This is a genomic window from Pyrobaculum sp., assembly GCF_049971835.1.
Classification (GTDB): domain Archaea; phylum Thermoproteota; class Thermoprotei; order Thermoproteales; family Thermoproteaceae; genus Pyrobaculum.
The window spans coordinates 1-16,772 of record NZ_JBMFKV010000029.1 but is presented as its reverse complement, the minus strand read 5'-3'; the positions used below and the strand labels follow the sequence as shown (position 1 = coordinate 16,772).

Below are 16,772 nucleotides of genomic sequence, written 5' to 3'. Positions count from 1 at the left end.
ATGTTTCGTCTGCCGTCGAGACTTTTACACGGCGCGGTTTAGGCCAAGGCGGGCGCCACGGCGCGCCATCCAAAACACTGGGTAGAGAGATAAACATTGCCTAAATTATACTAGTTTAATAACTACTGACCGCGCGCTGGGGAGAGGCTTCACAAATTTGTTTTATATGAGTAAAGAGAATACTATGAATAATATGTAAAATTATTTTTTGAGTTGGTAAATTTATCCAGAGGTTTGAAATTTAATGATTAAGTTAAGTCAAGTGAGACATTGCATTTCTATCCGTTTTATTAATGTCTAGAGAGGTTGCGGTAGCTGGTCTCTAGAATGTATTAGGCAGTCCTCAGGAGGGGGTAGCGTCGCGTGGCGCCGCGCTTGGCGGGTTTCTGACTGGGGTTGGTTCTTGGTTGCTGGGCCGCGGCGCCGCTAGCACTGGTAGCGCTCGGCGAGGCAAATGCGGCTCCGCGCCTCTGGGTGGATGTAGATCCACGCGGCCAGCCGCCGGCCGTCTTTCAACACGACGCGGGTGCGGGCCCTGGCGTAGCCCGCCGGGAACTCCAGCTGGTCCACCCTCTCGACCACCTCCTCGCCCACCTCGTAGACCTCTCCCTCAACCATACAGCCAGGCGCGCGGACGGCGTAGGGGATTAAGTCGACGTAGAGAGTGAAGCGGGGGGCGTAGGCCTCGCCCACGTACTCAGCCCCCTGGAGAAGCCAGTGGTTGACGCAACCCCTCTTCAAGGTGCCGTAGACAAAGAGATACACGGCACGGAGACCGGCCCCCTTTAAAAAGACTTCCGGCGGCTCCCCCGGGCGGCGGCCCCCGCCCTCCGCCGAATCTCGGCCCCTGGTGGCCGCGGCCTCTCCCGCACAGCCGCTGGGTGCCGGGCGTCGTGCCGGCGCGCGGGGCTCCTGTGGGTGGGGTTCCGGGCCGTGGATCTCGGCGGCTAGGCGCGGCTTGTGTTTTTGTATATGCAGTGTCTGGCGTAGCCGCAGGCGGCGCATCGCCTCGTGACGTACGGGGGGTCGCGGCCGGCGTATATCTGGGCTATGTTTTTTATGATGGTCATGAGGGCCTCTGCGAGGTCCGGGGTGTAGGGGATGGTGTGGGGCTTGTCTTTTATCAATATGCCGTATCTCACGGGGCCGCGGGTCTCGGCCATCCACATGTAGGCGGCTAGCTGGTAGATCTCGGGGGTCGTGGGGGGCCCAGGCCCTGCCTTGGTCTCTATGGGCACCACGCCTCCCCACTTATCCACGGCGATGTAGTCCGCGACGCCGCGGAGAGGGGGCCTCCTCAGGGGGACCTCCGCCTCTACCCGCCTGTAGCCTGCGGCGAGCTCCGGGGGGAGGGGCCGCCTCTCGGAGAGGTACTCGGCTGGGGGCTCCTCGGCGCCTATCCTCTTCGCCGCGATTATCCCCGGGCAGTAGAGGTAGTGCTTCACGTCGGTGGGTGTTATACACACCTGCCCTACTCTCTACTTTTTTACTTTTGAGGAGGTGGCCCGGCTGGCTGAGTACGTGTCGAGGATGCCGCGGCACGTCTCCGAGGAGCTTAGGGGGTGGCGGTGGAGCGAGCCTCCCCTTCTCCACACCTCGGCGGTCTACCTCTCCTTCAGCGACGTGTCCTACGGCGTGTGCCCCACGGGGAGGGACGTCTACCTCAGGCGGGTGGCTAGGGTGAAGCCGCAGGTCCTCCCGCCGGAGGTGGAGGTGGGGTACGTGGTCCACGCGGCCTACTCCGCCGCGGTGGCGTCGGCGAAGATGCTGGCCCTCGCCGGCGTCGCCACGGGGCAGGACTTTATAGACTCCATGAGGGCGAGGTTTGAGGAGTTTATCCACGGCCTCTACGCCAGCCGGCGGTGGGGCCTCACCAGGGAGGAGGTGTTCAAGACGGCGTGGCCGGTTTGGGACCACGCCTCGGTTATTTTCGGAGGCGCGCTGGAGAGGGGGAGGGCCAAGAGGCTGTCCGGCGACTCCCTCGCCGCCTACGTCGCGCCATTCCACGTGGAGTACCCCGTCGAGGGCTACCGCCTAGGACTCACACAGGGCTACGTAGACGCCTTGCTACCCCCGGCGGTGCCCGTCGAGATCAAGGTGGGGGCCGCCGCCCACTGGCACCGGGTGGAGCTGGCGGCCTACGCCCTGGCTCTCGAGGCCACGCTCCACACCCCCGTTGACTTCGGCGTGTTGGTCTACGTCCAGCCGGAGCCCTTCCACTACTACTACGCCGTGGTGCCCATAGGCGACTCCCTGAGGCTGGAGTTCGCCGAGGCCCGGGACCGCAAGGCGAGGCTGGTGGAGTCCGGCGCGGACCCGGGGGCTCCGGAGAAATGTTCAAAACAGTGCCCGTACTACCACTACTGTGAGGTGGCTGGTGCTGGACGGCTGGGGGGAGCGGCTGTACTTCCGCAGAGGCGTCTTCGTCTTGGTGAAAAAGGACGGGAAGGTGGAGGTGGCGCCGCCTCAGGTGGACTCCATAGTGGTGGCGGTGCCGGGGGCGGCTCTGAGCGCCAAGGCCCTGGCCAAGGCGGCTGAGTTCGGCATCGACGTGGTGCTGATGCCGGGGTGGAGGCCGGTGGCGAGGCTGGTCCCCGCCCGCTACGCCCCTCCGGTGGAGCTCTGGGTGAGGCAGGCCGCGGCTTACGTCAAGCGCCGGGTGGAGCTGGCGAGGAGGTTCGCCCAGGGGAAGCTGGAGAACCAGTCAGCCCTCCTCAGACACTACGCCAAGATGCACAGAGACGCCAAGCTGGCCAAAGCCGCGGAGGAGGTTCTGGGCTACGCCAGGGCCCTCAACGCCGCCAGCTCCGTGGCGGAGGTTAGGCAGATGGAGGCCGCCGGGGCGAGGATATACTGGAGGGCCTACAAAACCCTCGTCCCGCCCCACCTCGGCTTCAAGAAGAGGCTCAAGCGCTACGACCCCGGGCCAGTGGACCCGGTCAACGCCGCGCTGAACCTCGGCTACGGCCTCCTCAAGAAGGAGTGCTGGAGGGCCCTCCACCTCGCCGGCCTCAACCCCCACATCGGCTACCTCCACAAGCCCCGGAGGGCCCAGCCCGCCCTCGTGTACGACCTGGTGGAGGAGTTCCGCCCCGCCGTGGACAAGGCCGTCCTCGCCCTCGCCAGGAGGGCCCCCAGCGCCCTCCTCGACCCCGCCAAGAGGCTTGAGGAGATGGTTAAAACCGCCGCCGCGCTGAGGGAGGACATCCAGCGCCAGGCCCGGTCCCTAGCCGCCGCCATAAGAGACGGCCTCGGCTACGTGCCGTGGAGCTTGAAGTAGGCGCTACGTCACCACGAGCCCCCCGTCCCACTTGTACCTCACGTCGCCGATAACAGATCGCGTCTTGTAGCACGCCCCCGTCAAGAGGAACACCTGCACGTTCACCCACGCCGCCCCCTCACCAGCTCCGCCAGCCCCGCCTCCACCTCCCCGCTACTAGCCAGCCTCCTCTCCTCTCTGCGTAACTAAGAGACTTCTCTCGTTGTTTTAAAACAGCGAGGGGCGGGGTTGCGCCAAGCGGTATGTGTAGCGGCGCGTTGTTTTAAAATAGCGCGTGTCTATGGCAACGGGTAGGTTTTAAACGTCGGACAGAGTCCTGTCTGTGAGGCAGGTCAGGCCAGTAGAAGTGAACGATCTGCGTAGTAGAGTTTCTGCGCTCATCGATACGCTCTACGAACGTGACGGGCATATCTTAAGCTTCTCTGCGTGGTGGCTCGCGCCTTCGAGAGAGGGGAACGTCACGAGTTTCGTCTATGTTAGCTACTTTGCCAGCGTTATAGAAGTCAGGGGCGGGGCTTCTAGCCTGGCCTCCGAGATACACTTCCCCCGCGTATATGACAGAAACGCCGAACCTTCCCTGAAGTCCACAAAGAAGGCAGAGGGGACACGCTCTTTTATCCTCAGGCCAGCCGACGTAGTTGTTGTATAGCCGCCCTCGCCGCAGTACTGTCTCTGACGTAGTACGTTGTTTTAAAACAGTTGGAGGTCTGGCAACGCCAGCGTGCAGAATATATGCCATTTTAAAACAGCGTGTGCCCGGGGTAGCGCACAGTTTTTAACTGCCAGACAGAGCCTTGTTTATATGAGACGTAGCAGGCCCGTAGGCGTGCACAGCTTACAGAACAGGGTCTCTGTCCATTTCGATACACCCGGAGGTGCCGTATACCCTTTCGACTTCCCGCTGTGGTGGTCCACAGACGTCGCCAGGTTTGTTTCTGTCGGCTACGGGTCTGCTATCGTCGCAGACGCCAGGGACGGGGCCTCTGGCCAGGCCTACGTGTACTTCCACCGCGTATACGACGATGACACCGGGCTCTCCCTCGCCGAGTACGGAAAGAAGGCAGGGGAGGTGTTTTCCTCAGCTTTAGGAGTCGCTGTAGCTCTGGTATAGGCGCCTCCACTGCGCTACCGTCTCTGCCACCCGCGCTGTTTTAAAACAGCGGGCGAGGTTCTTTCTATTCTCTATGTTGTTTTAAAACAGCGCGCTACGGCGCGTTTCGAGGCTTGGGAGGGCGGGCTGTGCGGTACCGGGTGGCGGCTGGCGGGGGTTCCAGCGGGCGGGGGTCTGGTAGTGATAACATATTTATAGACAGCGGTTTGCCTCCTCTGTGGTCTACATATACCTGGGGCGGGTTGTGCTCAACGGCGAGAGCGGCTACGCGTGGCTCATAGCTTCGGGCGGTGGCGGGGCGGGGAGGCTCGCGAGGTTCTACGTGTACTTCAGGAACAGCAGGGGGAAGACCAGGTACCTGGGGGCGAGGACCTACGAAGAGGTGGGGGCCATGTTCGGCTGGCGCCGCCTGTTCGAAGCCACCACTGGCGACTACAAGAAGGCGTGGCTCCCGCCCACGTGGCGCGAGTTCCTGGCCCGCCTGGCGCGTATCGCGTTTAAAACAGAAGAGGGGAGGGCTGTGCTGGAGCAGATCAAGAAGTACAGCCCCGAGCTCCTGCTAGCCCTCGATCTAGACGAGTACTACTACGGAGCCGAGGAGCTGGCCGAGGCGGTGGAGAAGGTGCTTGAGCTAGGCATCTCCCTGCCAGTCTTCACAGTCGGGGCTTTTAAGAGCGGGGGGAAGAGGAGCGCTAGGGACAAGCCTCAAGAGCGTCGAGGGCGACCTTCCTCAGCTCGTCTGCCATAACTTCTGGGACGGAGAGGAAGAAGCCACTCCGAGTCTTGAGCACGACGCCCTCCGGGTCTACGTACACCTCTAGATAGGTAGACCCCCCGCTCATCCTGACTTTAACCACAACTCCCCACTCGACGTCCTTCACCACCGCGATGTTGCTCCCAGCCACCACCTCCCCGCCGACACACGCCTTGTCGTTCTTCCTGAGGATCTCGATTAGGCCGACTACAACCTCTCTAACAAGCTCCTCCAAGAGGGCGACGCGGTGCACCAAGTGGAGCCCCTGCGGGATGGAGACCACCACAGAAAAAACGACTGGTTAAAAAATTAAAGTGGCGTGCAGGAAGACAGCTCGAACATCGCCACCATCATAAGCGCGTTTTTCGAAAAATCCGCGAAGTTTTTTATCTGGTCTGCGTAGCTACCGAGCTGTGGCCTGAAGGAGTCGACCAAGCTAGCTACCAGGAAGTAAGCCATGATCTCGGCCCCGAGGCTTGGCCTCAGCGGGAGCACGGGCACGTGCCTCTCAGCCGTGGCGTTGCCCAGCTGGGCCCTCAGCGTCAGCAGGTTGGCGCCGAACGGCGCCACGTCCCGCACTCTGAAGGCGTTCCGCCCTGGCCTGACCTCCACCTCTTTGGCCATTAAGACCTTGGCCCCGCGCCTCACCACTAGCGTGTCTCTAACTTCGTAGTCGCTCTCTGCCACGACCTCGACTTCGTACTTCTGGCACCACCCCACCGCCCTTGGCCTGGTTATCGAGAGCTTTAGGGGAGCCACGGTATCCCGAACCTAACCGCCAGACTTGTTGCGAGAGCCGCCGTGTATACGGCTATGTCCTTAGGGACGCTTTCGTCTCTCTGCGACAGCTGGTACGCCATGTAGAGCAGGGAGAGGGTGAAGGCTGCGAGGGCTGGCCCCACGCCCGACGCGCCTTTGTAGAACAGCTCCGCCGAGAGGGCGCCCAGCGCCATGTGGATCGGGTCGCCGTACTTCCTCGCCACGTCGTAGAGAGATGTTGCCCTAGCCAACTTCCTCACCACGACTCCAGCCACCGCAAGCGCCGCCGCTACTAGAAGGAGGGCGCTCATGACGCGCCCACCAGGAGCCTCACTATGTAGGGCTTGAGGTACCCTATTGTGTACATAGACGTGGCGTTGATGATACACTGCTTCGTATACGAGCCAAGCCTCCCGCATATCCCCCAGGCGTAGGCAAGCGGCCTCCCGCTCTCGATAAGCACCCTAATCGCCTCAGCTATTTTCTCCTTCACCTCCTTGGGGGCCCTCTCCAAGTCTGGAAACTGCTCAAGCAGGTTGTGCATTATGTAGCTTTCCAGCTCCTCCCAGGTTATGGGGATGGCCATCATGCCATGTAGTTGTCTCTGCTTTAAAAATTAGCCACAAGACGTCACCTGCGCCAGCCCCACGTGTCCAGCACCGTGCTAGCCATGTGTATCAAGCTACTCTCTATGACCTGCGCCACTGCGTCTTCTCCAAACCTAGAGAGCACCCACTGCCTCTCCCTCTCCACCTCTCTCCTAATCGACGGGGCGTTCAGCGCCTTCTCGGCGAGGTCTCTCGCGTCCGCCCTAGGCCCCCTGCCAGTGTGTATGGGGTTGTTGGGGAGTACTGTGTCGAACCCCTCAACCGCCACCGCCAGATAGGGAAAGAGCTTGGGGGGTATGTACTCGACCCAGGGCCCCACCGCTGGCACCAGCGCTGGCACGCCCAGGGCCAGCGCCTCAAGGGCGTTTCTCTCAAACCCGCCACCTCTGCTCGGCACCAGGACCACGTCTGAGGAGAGGTACAGCGCCTTCAGGCACTCCACGCTGAGCCACTCCGATATGAGCCTGACTCTGTACTTCGAGAGCTCCCGCGGCACCTCCGGGGCCCTGAGCAAGAGGGTGTACTCCACGCCCCTCCGCTCGATCAGCCCCAGCGCCCTAGCCACTATGTCCACCCCCCTGCGCCACCCGCTGTGGAGCACGAAGAAGAGCATGTTCACTCCAGGCCCCCTGAACTCCCTGTCGCACTTCCTGGCCTCTACCAGTCTTGAGCTGACTGGGTGTGGCCACACGTACACAGGCACAGACACGCCAGACCTCAAGTACGACATCCGCGAGTAGAAAGAGGGCACGACAGACGCCTTCGCAAACCTGTTGAGAGTGGACACGGCTTGCGGGGAGATCCTGTCCGAGTCAGCGACGTCCACAGCCACCACTGGGTAGCCCTCAGCCACGGATCTGAGGGCCGTGGCCACCCTCCCGGTGAAGAAGGGGTAGAAAAACGGGTGGATAAAGACAAGCGAGGCGCTGGGAGGTACCTGGGCGCCACCCTCGGCAACCGACTCTATTTCGAGGACCTCCACGCGGACGCTCCTCCTCATAAGAGCCACGTACTCCTCTCCAGCCAGTCTGAACGAGCTAGTCTCACTCCTCGGGATGAGGTAGGCGACCTCCACAAAAGCCAGAGATTTGCTTGCCTATAAACTGTTCCCCCACACCTATGTACTCCTCTCCAGCTAGGTCTGTCGCCCAACAACAGTCTTCTAAAGCACGTAGATCCGTACTAGTCTGAGGTCTAGAAGCTCTCCGCGCCATTGCAAGTAGACGTTTAGCGTAGGTATCTCTTTGTAGCTCTCGTATACCCTGCACTCAAGCTCTACTTCCCTGGCTTGGAGGCCTTGGTACGTCCTCCCTAGGAGTGTGGTTTATAGCGTCTTCTCGGCTACGGACCAGAGGAGGAGGTGGGGCCCGTAGATGAGGTGTCTGTACTTCCTTGCGAAGAGGTCTAGGTACGTGACTCCGTCTCTTGGGAACTTCTCGCCAATGGTCCTAGAGTCGAAGCTCGTCGTGTTCAGCAACAGCCCGTGGAACGCAGCTATCGGGGCGAGGGGCTTTACGTACCCCAGTCTGTACAGCACGACTGCCGAGGCGTAGTTGACTAGCCGGCGGAAGGCGTACGTGTAGTACTTTGGCCTAAGTTTTACGCACCTCCTCTCCCCGCGCAACCACGCACAGACTTCGTACTCCTCGGGGTAAGACGGGACGTTTATCCTAACCTCGTTCTTCGAAACCCTCATCGCCTCAACTGCCTTGGCCACCGCGCCGAGGCACGGCTCGCCATCGCAGTAGAGATACGCGTCTACCCCGCTGTCTCCCAAGATGAGGTTCGCAGTGCAGTTGTACGGCGGCTGGAGTCTAAACAAGTCAAAAACTAAGTCGCCAAAGCGCGTTGGCATGAAACAGTCCCACGTCTTTCTTCCACCACTCTTTTCTCTCTCCCACTCCCCTCCTCCTACCTCCCCCCGCTTTATCTTCGACAAAAGTGTAATAAATTGGGTAACCTTCTCTCTCGATGTCCGCGGATCTTGACCGTCTTTACGAAGAGTACGTGTTGCGGAAGAGGGAAGTTCTCCAGCGGTTGGGGCCGCTCGCCTCTGTGCCATTGTTGTCAACGGTACTTGGGATAAAAAAGTCTTTCCTCTACGCGTTGGTCAAGACTAGGAAGGTGCCAGCCATGGAGGTCGGGAGGAGGGTTCTCGTCGACGTGAAGGCGCTGGTGAAGTTCTTGGAGCGCGCCGACCTAATCCCGGCTCCTCTAGACGCGGGGGAGTTCCCCCTGGGCGAGTGTCTGTTGCGGGCGGGGCTTGTGAAGAGGTGGCGGGGTATCTACATTATGCCAAAGAGCGCGCTCCTCCTCTTCCAGCCCTCGGGCGAAGTGTTAAAACACGTAGTGTTCGTAGACGACGATGTATACAGAGGCGCTCCTGGGGATAAGGCTCGCTGACCTGGGCAACGCCGGGCCTGTGGAGCTGATGTACATGCTCTACGAGGACCCCGTGCTCTACCGCCTTGGGGTGGTCCGGAACTTCTGCGACCCGACGGACGTCCCGCGGTGTATCGGGTCTGGCTACGCCACGGTTATGAGGTACGCCAAGAGGGCCAGGGTTAGGAGGGTGGATAGGTGCCACTCGTACATGTCCTACCGCGCCACGTGCTTGGAGAGAGACGGGCTGTTCTACGACGGGCACTTGCTCTATACTGTGCGGAGTGGCGAAGTCGTGCTCCTAAACCACAAATATATATTCGAGCTGTCTCTCGAAGCTTCCAGCCCGAACTATATCAGGTACTCCACAGTTCTGAACCCGGCGTTCTTCTCCTCGGCTCTGTTCGGGCGTGGCTACGCGGTGTTCTACATCCCCGGGGAGAGCAGTGTCAGATACACCTTCGTCACCTCTTCTGGCAGGTGGAGCAAGGCGTCTATCATCCCGGAGCTACACAGAGAGGTCGTTGAGGCCGTAGCTAACGAAATGGCGGTCTTCTACGAAAAGGGGCCTCTTGAGTGGCGTCGCTTCCTCTCGTCTAGCAGATTTCTGTGACAGAGGCGTTGGCAAACCCCGCCCTTCAGGGCGGAGAGGAGGTCAGAGGGCTACACATATGCGCTCTGGGGTGGCGAGGAGGCCACTAGCCTTATATAGCGGGGTGGAGGCCACCTGGACTGTTTTATAAATTGGTAGAGAGCCACCACTATGGCAGAAACAACCCCAACCCCAACTCCAACAACAACGCAACAGATCTACTTCGCAATCCCGTCGGGGCTGGTGGAGAGCCTGGTAGGGGCTTTGATAAACTTCGCAATATTTCTGTTCATAGTGAAGATGTTTACCAAGGCGGTTTCTCTAATAACGCGGTAGCCAGAAAACTTTTAGTTTTTAAGGAAAAGTTTAAAACCGTATTTGAAGTGGCAGTCGGTGATTAGCATTGTCGAGCGCGGGAAGAGGTACAGGTTTGTGAGGATTAGGATAGGAGATATTGTGTATGAGATCAACTCGTCCAGTGGCAGAGCCTACGTCTACAAGATTACGCCAAAGGGAGTTGAGTACCTGGGCTCTTTTACAGTGAGGCGCAGAAATAAACGTTTTTAACCACGACAGGTGTTGGGTCGTGGAGTCTGCAGTGAGAGATGTGCTATACGCCATCTTGAGGGCTCTGAGAGAGAGGTTGCCACCGGAGGAGAGGAGGATCTTCGACAAGCTCGTCTCTTCAAGTATTGGCGCCGTGCAGATAGGGACGTACTCAGCCCCGCCCCGCCACTGCTCTGTAGATACCGTTACAGATGGCAACAGGATAGTGATAGTTGTGGAGGGCGAGGCCAGGTTCGGCCCCCTCGGAGTTGAGGTAGACTCTCCTTGTGGCAAGTTCTCCATCCCGGTTCCTGCCTCCGCTAAGAGGGTCGAATTGAAGAAGAAGGAGGGGCTGTCGTACGTAGTTGTAGAGATATGAAGCGCTTTGGCGTACTCTATCTGTACGGGGCTAAGATCAAGAGGAGGAGGGGTGGGGAGTCGCGTCTGGTTAGAAGCGAGGAGGAGATGTACCCCTATGTGTACGCGATGTTGCTCAGCGGGAGGGGCAGGGTGTTGCACAACATATCTATAGGCGGCCTCAGGCCAGACTTCGTTGTGGACGGTGGCGTGTGGAGGGCGGTGGTCGAGGTGAAGATGTACTGGAGTAGCAAGTTCCGCGAGCAACTGGAGAGGTACAGAGAGCTAGGCGAGGTGTGCGTCGCGTTGCCATCAGACGAGGTGTGGAGAGCTGATACGGACTGCGTAATACCGGTCGACGTGAAGAGGGCGTGGGAGAGGCAACCTGTTCTCCGCAAGCAAGCGGGCGGAGAGAGTAAAGAAAGTAAAGAAGCTGAGGTTAGCGAAGAGATTTAAATAGCTAGCCAATGGAGTGGGTGGATGAGCGAGGTGAGGGAGCTGGAAATGGAGCTGAGGCGGCTGATACGGAGGCTGTTGAAGGAGTGCAAGCCTGGCTAGTGCGTAGGGTATGAGCGGCTCCGAGAAGGAGGCGCCCAGGCAGATAGGCCTGATGTTTGGGAGGTTTCCCGTCGCGCTCGGGCCTTTTAACGAGTGTGTGGCCAGGTACAGGGGGGCCGTGCCAGATTTCAGCTACGTGGTCAGCCCCAGGGCGCTGGAGTGCTGGACTCCGTGCTTCTACTTCCCAGTGCCGTACTACTTCGTGGTGTTGAACACGGTTGGCGAGTACGACGTAGACAGTGTCTTTCCTAAGCTCCACAGGAGGACGTGGGCGATGGTTTCGATGCAGATGGCCATGAAGCTGGTTAACTACAGCCGCGACTACGCGAGGTTCGCCCTAGACCGCGCCTTCAGGCTTGCGAGCGGCTCTCTTGACCCGAGAGCCGAGGGGTACGACGAGAGGGTGGTATCAGTCGCCCTGAGGGTACTACAGAACAGCAGAGTCGCCACCCCGCCTGTCAGGTTCTGTTAGACTTCTCTTTTTAAAACGGGTGGCTAACAAGCTAGTATGAGCTGTGTCTCCCCGGTGTCTATGAGGTGTCCTCAGAGTGTCAACGTGACTCCGTCGTCTCCCGCGACGTTTACAGTAGAGTTGCAAGCAACTGCGGATACGACAGTTACTCTTAGGTCCACCGACTCCGCAGTGAAGGGAGGGCTCACAACCTCTATCAAGAGGGGGGAGACGAGGAGCTTCCAGTTCTCCGTGTCGTGGGAGGTGAAGGGAGACTTTGAAATACAGGCGGTTGTCAATGGCAACGTAGTAGCGAGGTGCACCGTCCACCCCACGAAGTCGTGCGGCGACGCGGAGTGCGTGCCGATATACGCATGTAGCGGGACTATCGTAGCCTACGGGTGCGGACTGGGAGCAGACAGGGTGTGTTGCAAGAGGGCCCCGACTCCTACCCCCACGCCGACTTGGCCAGCTCCAACACCATCGCCAACACCGACTGTGCGGCCAACTCCGACGCAGACTCCCACTCCGACGCCTAGCCCAACGCCTACGTGCCCGAGCGGGTATACGAGAGTTGGGAGCATATGGGACTGCATAGGGATATACTGCTCCCGCCTGGACCTGGGAGGCGTGATATGTTGCAAATGTACACAGCCGACCCCGACGCCGAGCCCAACGGCAACTCAGACCCCAACACCATCGCCGACGCCGACTGTGAGCCCGACTCCTATACGCGTAGAGAGGTGTCCCGCTGGGAGCGAGTGCGTAGACGCGGACTACTGCCTCAACGTGCTGGCTGGCTCGTGCGTGAGGGTGTGCGGTTTGCCTAACGAGGCTAAGTGTTGCTGTAGCACGGGAGGCGGCGGGTTCGTGTAGATAAAAATTTTATAAAGGTCTAGTTTTCTCTCCTAGTGTCGTTCTACTACGGGGTCGCAAACCTCGTCGTCCGCAACGGCGAGCTCGTCGCCGACTTCTACCCCTACTTCTACGTTATAGGGAGCTCCGAGCCTCCCAAGCTAGCTGGGGTTAGGGACGTCGAGCGCGTGGATCTCGTCCCGTACACATTCGACGGGCTTACGTACAGGGAGTCGAGCGGCCTGCGGGCTTTTAGGGTCGTGGCGAGCTCCCCCGACCAGGTCCCGCGGCTGAGAGAGGAGTACTGGCGCCAAGGCTTCTACACTAGCCAGAGCAACGTGCCATACGGCTACAGGGCGTCTGTAGATCTCGACGGGGGGAGGGTGGCGCCTAACATAGAGGAGGCGGTCTCTAGTGCGCTGAGCGCTGGCGTTAGGATAGTGGCTTTCGACATAGAGGTCGTCGGGGACAGGGTGTACATCGGCGCCACGGACGGGGCCGACTTCGTGTTCACAGACGATCCGCTGGACTTAGTCTCGATGGAGGCGGACTACTACGTGGGGTACAACTCCTACTCGTTCGACTTCCGCTACTTGAAGAAGGCCGCCCCCACCCGCTACGTCTTCGACACGCCGTGGGGGCTGAGGCCGCACGTAGACCTCTTCGTCGTTGCGGACAGCAGGGCGGCGACTGCCTTTGGCAAGACCGAGGCCGGGTCGTCCCTCTACGAGGTGGCCCTTCAGATAGGGGCCGTGCCACGCGGGCTGGGCGAGCAAGAGTTCATGAGGGCGAAGTTGCTCAGGTCGAGGCTCGCGTCGCTGACCGAGGCGGAGGTAAAGCAGTACCTGAGGCTGGACGTAGAGACCACGTACCTCATAGGGCAGAAGTGGGTGAGGTTGCTAGCCGCCCTCGGCGCCCTCCTGGGGGTCTCCGTACCGTCTATCGTCCAGTTGCTCGCAAAAGGCACGACGGCGCTGATGGCCGAGGTGGCCTACCACGTAAGGCTGATGGATCTGGGCAGGCTCTACCAGGAGCGGAGGAGGGAGAGGGACTTCGAAGGCGGGGACAAGACCAAGGCGAGCGCCCCGGGGGTGTACCGCAACGTGGCCGAGATGGACTTCTCTGCGATGTACCCCTCCACCTACGTCTCCTTCGGCGTGGGGCCCGACTCGGTTAGGGAGTGTAGCGGGGGGTACCCCGTGAGGGCCGGGGGAGAGGTCAAGAGGCTGTGCTTCGGCGGGGGGCCCGTGTGGGAGCTCCTGAAGTTCTTCTACGAGGCGAGGAGGGCCACGAAGAAGATGAAGGAGAGGTACCCCGAGGCAGATCAAGCGGTGAAGATACTCGCCAACAGCGCGTTCGGCGGCTTCGGCCGCTCGCAGGGCGTCGGGATCGTCAACGAGTGGGTCGCAGCCTTCATCTTCCAGTACACGGAGTACGTCTTCGAGTCGCTGTGGGAGTGGGCCAAGGGCAGGGGGTACGCCCCCCTCTACGGCGACACAGACTCGCTGTACGTCCAGGGAGGGGAGAAGATCCTGGACGAGGTGAACAGCTTCGTGAAGCGCTTCGGCGAGCTGTACGAGCTCAAGCTTGAAAACGTGTGGGAGACGTTCGTCCTCTTCAAGAAGAAGGGCGGCGGCGTGGCCGAGAAGACCTACATAAAGGCCAGCGGGGACGAGGTGGTCATAAAGGGCGGGAAGATGAGGCCACACAACATGCCAAGGGGGCTGAGGTACGGCGGCTGGCGCCAGATCGTGAAGAGGTGGCTCGCCGGGGCGGGGATAAGACAGCTAGTTGAGGAGTTCGTGTGGCGCGCCCCCCTAGACGAGGTCTTCGTCGAGAAGAGCTCCTCTCTCAGAGACCTCTTCAGAAACAGCGACGGGGAGCTCAAGACGCGCCCCGACCAGATCTCAGACGTCCCGATAATGGCGTCGGTGGCGCTCCAGCACGGCGGGAGGGCCGTTCTGACAGAGAGGAGCATAAACGGGAGGGGCGTCCACCCGTCTACTATATTCGACTCGCTGTTCATCCCGGTGCAGACCAGGGGCGCCAAGTCGTACATCATTCTGCTAGACCGCCCGTATATGGTCCACGTAGCTGTCAAGTACGGGCAGGGGCGCGCGGAGGTGGTGGCCCAGGCGCGCAGAGTGACTGAGGTGGAGGCCAGGAAGTCCGCCTTGGCGTACATATACTCCCTCCCCGCTGTGGAGTCCATTGCGGAGCTTGAGGCCCAAAAGCTCTTTCTCAGTTAGCTGTTTTTTAAACTGGGCGGGGTCTTTTTCCCATGTCTTCGATGTGTATCAAGGGGACGTGTATAGGCTACTTCGAATGTCTTGGCAAGTGTGGCACGTGCAACGCCAACTGCCCCTTTGGTTGCTGTTGCGAGATACCGGCGAACGCGCCCCCCAGTTGCGGGATATGCCCTGGCAACGCCCAGTGCGTCTCTGTAACAGACTGCCAGAGCAGGGGAGGGACGTGTAGCGCCAACTGCCCGCTCGGTTGCTGTTGCGACACCGCGCCCCCGCCTCCGCCACCTCAAGCACAGCAACTGCAACCTCAGCCCCAGCAGACTGGTGGCAGAATTGTGGCGCCTACCCAGACCACGGCGGGAGGGGTGTCTGCGTCGATATCTGACCTCTTCACCGCTGTCCTCCAGCTACTCCCGCTTCTGCTTGTGGCGCAGGTATTCGGCGCGTTCGGAAGGTAGCCACGTTTTTAAGACAGGCCTTGCAAAACCACGTGTTTTGGCTCACCGACAACATTAAGGACGTGGCGGAGGAGACTGGCAACGTTGTGGAGATCGAGGGGGACCCCTTCTTCGTGGGCTACTGGCTAGGGCGCATGACTGCCGAGTGCAGAGTGTGGGCAGAGTGGAGGGGCAACAAGCTCGTGGCCTCCGCCGAGAGCTTGGTGTGCCTCTTGGACTTCCTCTACAAGGCGTTCGGGTACGTCCCTTCTGCACAGCCAACCGGGCCAGTCCACGTCAGGCTGACGCCACGCCAGCTTGAGGTGCAACTAAATTTAAAGGCGTGGGGGTAGATAAGACGTGCATCCTCTCTACACGATCGACCACAAGCTGAGGGAGATACTCGAAGAGCTGAGGAAGAGGCCTAGCCAGCAGTTGCTAACTGGCGGTGCGGTAGCTATCGGGGCGGACTACGTCGGGCTTGCGAGAGACTCGACGCTCCAGCTAATTTCGCAACAGCTCAAGCCACCCATAGCCATAACTGGCGGGGTGGCGATCCTCTCAGACAGGGCGGGGCTGGCCAAGGAGAGCACGCTACAGGCAGTTCTGCAGAGGCTCCGAGACACGCTGCAGGTCACAGGGGCGGTGTCCATAGCCTCAGACGCAGTGGGCCTGGCCAGGGACTCGACCCTACAGTCCGTCCTGACACAGCTCCGGTCTACGCTAGCGGTTACCGGTTCCGTTAGCATATTAGGACAGCCACTATCCGTTTCGCCATCTGGCGTCTTCCCGGTATCGGGCGTAGTTGGGATAGTTGCCGACAGCGTTGGCTTGGCTCGCGATAGTACTCTCCAGTCTGTGCTGACACAGCTCCGCTCCACTTTGGCGGTCACTGGCGCTGTTGGCATTTTGGGTCAGCCAGTATCCGTTTCGCCAGCTACGACGTTCCCGGTGAGCGGTACGGTGGGCATTATCGCAGACAGCGTAGGGCTGGCGAGGGACTCCACGCTACAGAGTATCCTGACACAACTCCGCTCCTGGGTGGCCGTGACAGGCTCGGTGTCGATACTGGGCCAGCCAGTGTCCGTATTGCCAGCGTCTACCTTCCCAGTCTCTGGGATCGTAGGTATTATCGCGGATAGCGTAGGCCTGGCGAGGGATAGCACTCTCCAATCTATCTTGACACAGCTACGTTCGGTTCTCGCAGTCACAGGCACAGTGGGGATACTAGGACAACCAATTTCTGTGTCTCCAGCAACGACGTTTCCAGTAAGCGGTACTGTTGGAATCGTATCAGACAGCGTCGGGCTAGCCAGAGACTCGACTCTACAGTCGATACTGTCGCAGTTGCGCTCCGTGCTAGCGGTCACCGGTGCTGTAGAAATAGCGGGTCAGCCAATTTCTGTAACGCCTGCGTCTACCTTCCCAGTCTCTGGAACGGTAGGAATAATTGCCGACAACGTCGGCTTAGCCCGCGACAGTACTCTCCAGAGTATCCTTAGCCAGCTCCGCTCAACGCTTGCCATTACAGGCTCCGTCTCAATACTGGGCCAGCCAGTATCAGTAGCGCCATCTGCTACATTCCCGGTATCTGGCACAGTAGGCATTATCGCAGACAGCGTAGGGCTCGCCAGAGACTCGACTCTACAGAGTGTTCTGTCACAGCTCAGAAGCTGGGTCTCCGTTACTGGCTCTGTGTCGATTCTCGGCCAGCCGATTTCTGTACGTCCGTCCACTACGTTCCCGGTATCGGGCGTAGTTGGGATAGTTGCCGACAGCGTAGGCCTGGCGAGGGACTCCACGCTACAGTCCGTCCTCAGCCAGCTCAAGAGCTGG

At 60.1% G+C, this 16,772-nt stretch carries 25 protein-coding genes; 17 read left to right on the top strand and 8 right to left on the bottom strand.

Features of this window, described 5'->3' with window-relative positions; genetic code table 11:
- Positions 1 to 426 precede the first annotated feature (426 nt).
- Positions 427 to 765 carry a gamma-glutamylcyclotransferase family protein gene (locus tag ACP5J3_RS04245; protein WP_428494523.1) on the bottom strand — a complete coding sequence of 113 codons (339 nt, stop codon included), beginning with the start codon at positions 763 to 765 and terminating at the stop codon, positions 427 to 429.
- Positions 766 to 947: 182 nt separating this feature from the next.
- Positions 948 to 1,466, bottom strand: a complete 519-nt coding sequence (cas4, locus tag ACP5J3_RS04240; protein WP_428494522.1) for a CRISPR-associated protein Cas4 — start codon at positions 1,464 to 1,466, stop codon at positions 948 to 950.
- Between the two features lie 34 nt (positions 1,467 to 1,500).
- On the opposite strand from cas4, the gene cas4a reads away from it, so the two are divergent.
- The 5 genes from cas4a to ACP5J3_RS04215 all read left to right on the top strand — a co-directional run bounded on the left by cas4a (position 1,501) and on the right by ACP5J3_RS04215 (position 5,139).
- Positions 1,501 to 2,538, top strand: a complete 1,038-nt coding sequence (gene cas4a, locus ACP5J3_RS04235) for a type I-A CRISPR-associated protein Cas4/Csa1 (RefSeq protein ID WP_428494521.1) — start codon at positions 1,501 to 1,503, stop codon at positions 2,536 to 2,538.
- Positions 2,432 to 3,280 carry a CRISPR-associated endonuclease Cas1 gene (gene cas1, locus ACP5J3_RS04230; protein WP_428494524.1) on the top strand — a complete coding sequence of 283 codons (849 nt, stop codon included), beginning with the start codon at positions 2,432 to 2,434 and terminating at the stop codon, positions 3,278 to 3,280. The genes cas4a and cas1 overlap by 107 nt, the downstream gene beginning before the upstream one ends.
- Before the next feature lie 322 nt (positions 3,281 to 3,602).
- Positions 3,603 to 3,929: a hypothetical protein gene (locus tag ACP5J3_RS04225; protein ID WP_428494520.1), complete on the top strand. Its 327-nt coding sequence runs from the start codon at positions 3,603 to 3,605 to the stop codon at positions 3,927 to 3,929.
- 153 nt (positions 3,930 to 4,082) lie between these two features.
- Complete coding sequence (locus ACP5J3_RS04220) at positions 4,083 to 4,391, top strand: hypothetical protein (RefSeq protein ID WP_428494519.1); 309 nt, start codon at positions 4,083 to 4,085, stop codon at positions 4,389 to 4,391.
- A 217-nt stretch (positions 4,392 to 4,608) separates the two neighbouring features.
- Entirely contained in the window at positions 4,609 to 5,139 is a 531-nt protein-coding gene (locus tag ACP5J3_RS04215; protein WP_428494518.1) for a hypothetical protein, read from the top strand.
- Here ACP5J3_RS04215 and ACP5J3_RS04210 read toward each other — a convergent pair.
- From ACP5J3_RS04210 to ACP5J3_RS04185, 6 genes are all read right to left on the bottom strand, one after another.
- A complete protein-coding gene (locus ACP5J3_RS04210; RefSeq protein WP_428494517.1) occupies positions 5,084 to 5,431 on the bottom strand; it encodes a hypothetical protein in 348 nt (115 codons plus the stop codon). The two genes, ACP5J3_RS04215 and ACP5J3_RS04210, sit on opposite strands and share 56 nt — an antisense overlap.
- A gap of 23 nt (positions 5,432 to 5,454) precedes the next feature.
- Positions 5,455 to 5,904 carry a hypothetical protein gene (locus ACP5J3_RS04205; protein WP_428494516.1) on the bottom strand — a complete coding sequence of 150 codons (450 nt, stop codon included), beginning with the start codon at positions 5,902 to 5,904 and terminating at the stop codon, positions 5,455 to 5,457.
- Positions 5,892 to 6,215, bottom strand: coding sequence for a hypothetical protein (locus tag ACP5J3_RS04200; RefSeq protein WP_428494515.1), 324 nt, complete (start codon positions 6,213 to 6,215; stop codon positions 5,892 to 5,894). Before ACP5J3_RS04200 ends, ACP5J3_RS04205 begins: the two co-directional genes overlap by 13 nt.
- Positions 6,212 to 6,493, bottom strand: a complete 282-nt coding sequence (locus tag ACP5J3_RS04195) for a hypothetical protein (protein WP_428494514.1) — start codon at positions 6,491 to 6,493, stop codon at positions 6,212 to 6,214. The genes ACP5J3_RS04200 and ACP5J3_RS04195 overlap by 4 nt, the downstream gene beginning before the upstream one ends.
- A 41-nt stretch (positions 6,494 to 6,534) precedes the next feature.
- Positions 6,535 to 7,587, bottom strand: coding sequence for a glycosyltransferase (locus ACP5J3_RS04190; RefSeq protein WP_428494513.1), 1,053 nt, complete (start codon positions 7,585 to 7,587; stop codon positions 6,535 to 6,537).
- A 249-nt stretch (positions 7,588 to 7,836) separates the two neighbouring features.
- Entirely contained in the window at positions 7,837 to 8,451 is a 615-nt protein-coding gene (locus tag ACP5J3_RS04185; RefSeq protein ID WP_428494512.1) for a hypothetical protein, read from the bottom strand.
- A 32-nt stretch (positions 8,452 to 8,483) separates the two neighbouring features.
- Here ACP5J3_RS04185 and ACP5J3_RS04180 point away from each other — a divergent pair, with 32 nt between their 5' ends.
- The 12 genes from ACP5J3_RS04180 to ACP5J3_RS04125 all read left to right on the top strand — a co-directional run.
- Complete coding sequence (locus tag ACP5J3_RS04180) at positions 8,484 to 8,915, top strand: helix-turn-helix domain-containing protein (RefSeq protein WP_428494511.1); 432 nt, start codon at positions 8,484 to 8,486, stop codon at positions 8,913 to 8,915.
- Positions 8,878 to 9,507, top strand: coding sequence for a hypothetical protein (locus ACP5J3_RS04175; protein ID WP_428494510.1), 630 nt, complete (start codon positions 8,878 to 8,880; stop codon positions 9,505 to 9,507). The genes ACP5J3_RS04180 and ACP5J3_RS04175 overlap by 38 nt, the downstream gene beginning before the upstream one ends.
- 150 nt (positions 9,508 to 9,657) lie before the next feature.
- On the top strand, positions 9,658 to 9,822 hold the full coding sequence (locus tag ACP5J3_RS04170; protein WP_428494509.1) for a hypothetical protein: 165 nt from the start codon (positions 9,658 to 9,660) through the stop codon (positions 9,820 to 9,822).
- A 42-nt stretch (positions 9,823 to 9,864) separates the two neighbouring features.
- The gene (locus ACP5J3_RS04165; protein WP_428494508.1) at positions 9,865 to 10,053 is read left to right on the top strand and encodes a hypothetical protein; all 189 of its coding nucleotides are present in this window, start codon (positions 9,865 to 9,867) and stop codon (positions 10,051 to 10,053) included.
- A 19-nt stretch (positions 10,054 to 10,072) separates the two neighbouring features.
- Entirely contained in the window at positions 10,073 to 10,411 is a 339-nt protein-coding gene (locus ACP5J3_RS04160; RefSeq protein WP_428494507.1) for a hypothetical protein, read from the top strand.
- Complete coding sequence (locus ACP5J3_RS04155; protein ID WP_428494506.1) at positions 10,408 to 10,845, top strand: hypothetical protein; 438 nt, start codon at positions 10,408 to 10,410, stop codon at positions 10,843 to 10,845. Before ACP5J3_RS04160 ends, ACP5J3_RS04155 begins: the two co-directional genes overlap by 4 nt.
- Positions 10,846 to 10,957: 112 nt before the next feature.
- Positions 10,958 to 11,419, top strand: coding sequence for a hypothetical protein (locus ACP5J3_RS04150; RefSeq protein ID WP_428494505.1), 462 nt, complete (start codon positions 10,958 to 10,960; stop codon positions 11,417 to 11,419).
- Positions 11,420 to 11,455: 36 nt separating this feature from the next.
- A complete protein-coding gene (locus ACP5J3_RS04145; protein ID WP_428494504.1) occupies positions 11,456 to 12,274 on the top strand; it encodes a hypothetical protein in 819 nt (272 codons plus the stop codon).
- Between the two features lie 35 nt (positions 12,275 to 12,309).
- Positions 12,310 to 14,502, top strand: a complete 2,193-nt coding sequence (locus ACP5J3_RS04140) for a hypothetical protein (protein WP_428494503.1) — start codon at positions 12,310 to 12,312, stop codon at positions 14,500 to 14,502.
- A 32-nt stretch (positions 14,503 to 14,534) separates the two neighbouring features.
- Positions 14,535 to 14,957, top strand: a complete 423-nt coding sequence (locus ACP5J3_RS04135; RefSeq protein WP_428494502.1) for a hypothetical protein — start codon at positions 14,535 to 14,537, stop codon at positions 14,955 to 14,957.
- A 32-nt stretch (positions 14,958 to 14,989) separates the two neighbouring features.
- On the top strand, positions 14,990 to 15,289 hold the full coding sequence (locus ACP5J3_RS04130; protein WP_428494501.1) for a hypothetical protein: 300 nt from the start codon (positions 14,990 to 14,992) through the stop codon (positions 15,287 to 15,289).
- Positions 15,290 to 15,296: 7 nt separating this feature from the next.
- On the top strand, positions 15,297 to 16,772 hold a 1,476-nt coding region (locus ACP5J3_RS04125), incomplete at its 3' end, for a hypothetical protein (RefSeq protein ID WP_428494500.1).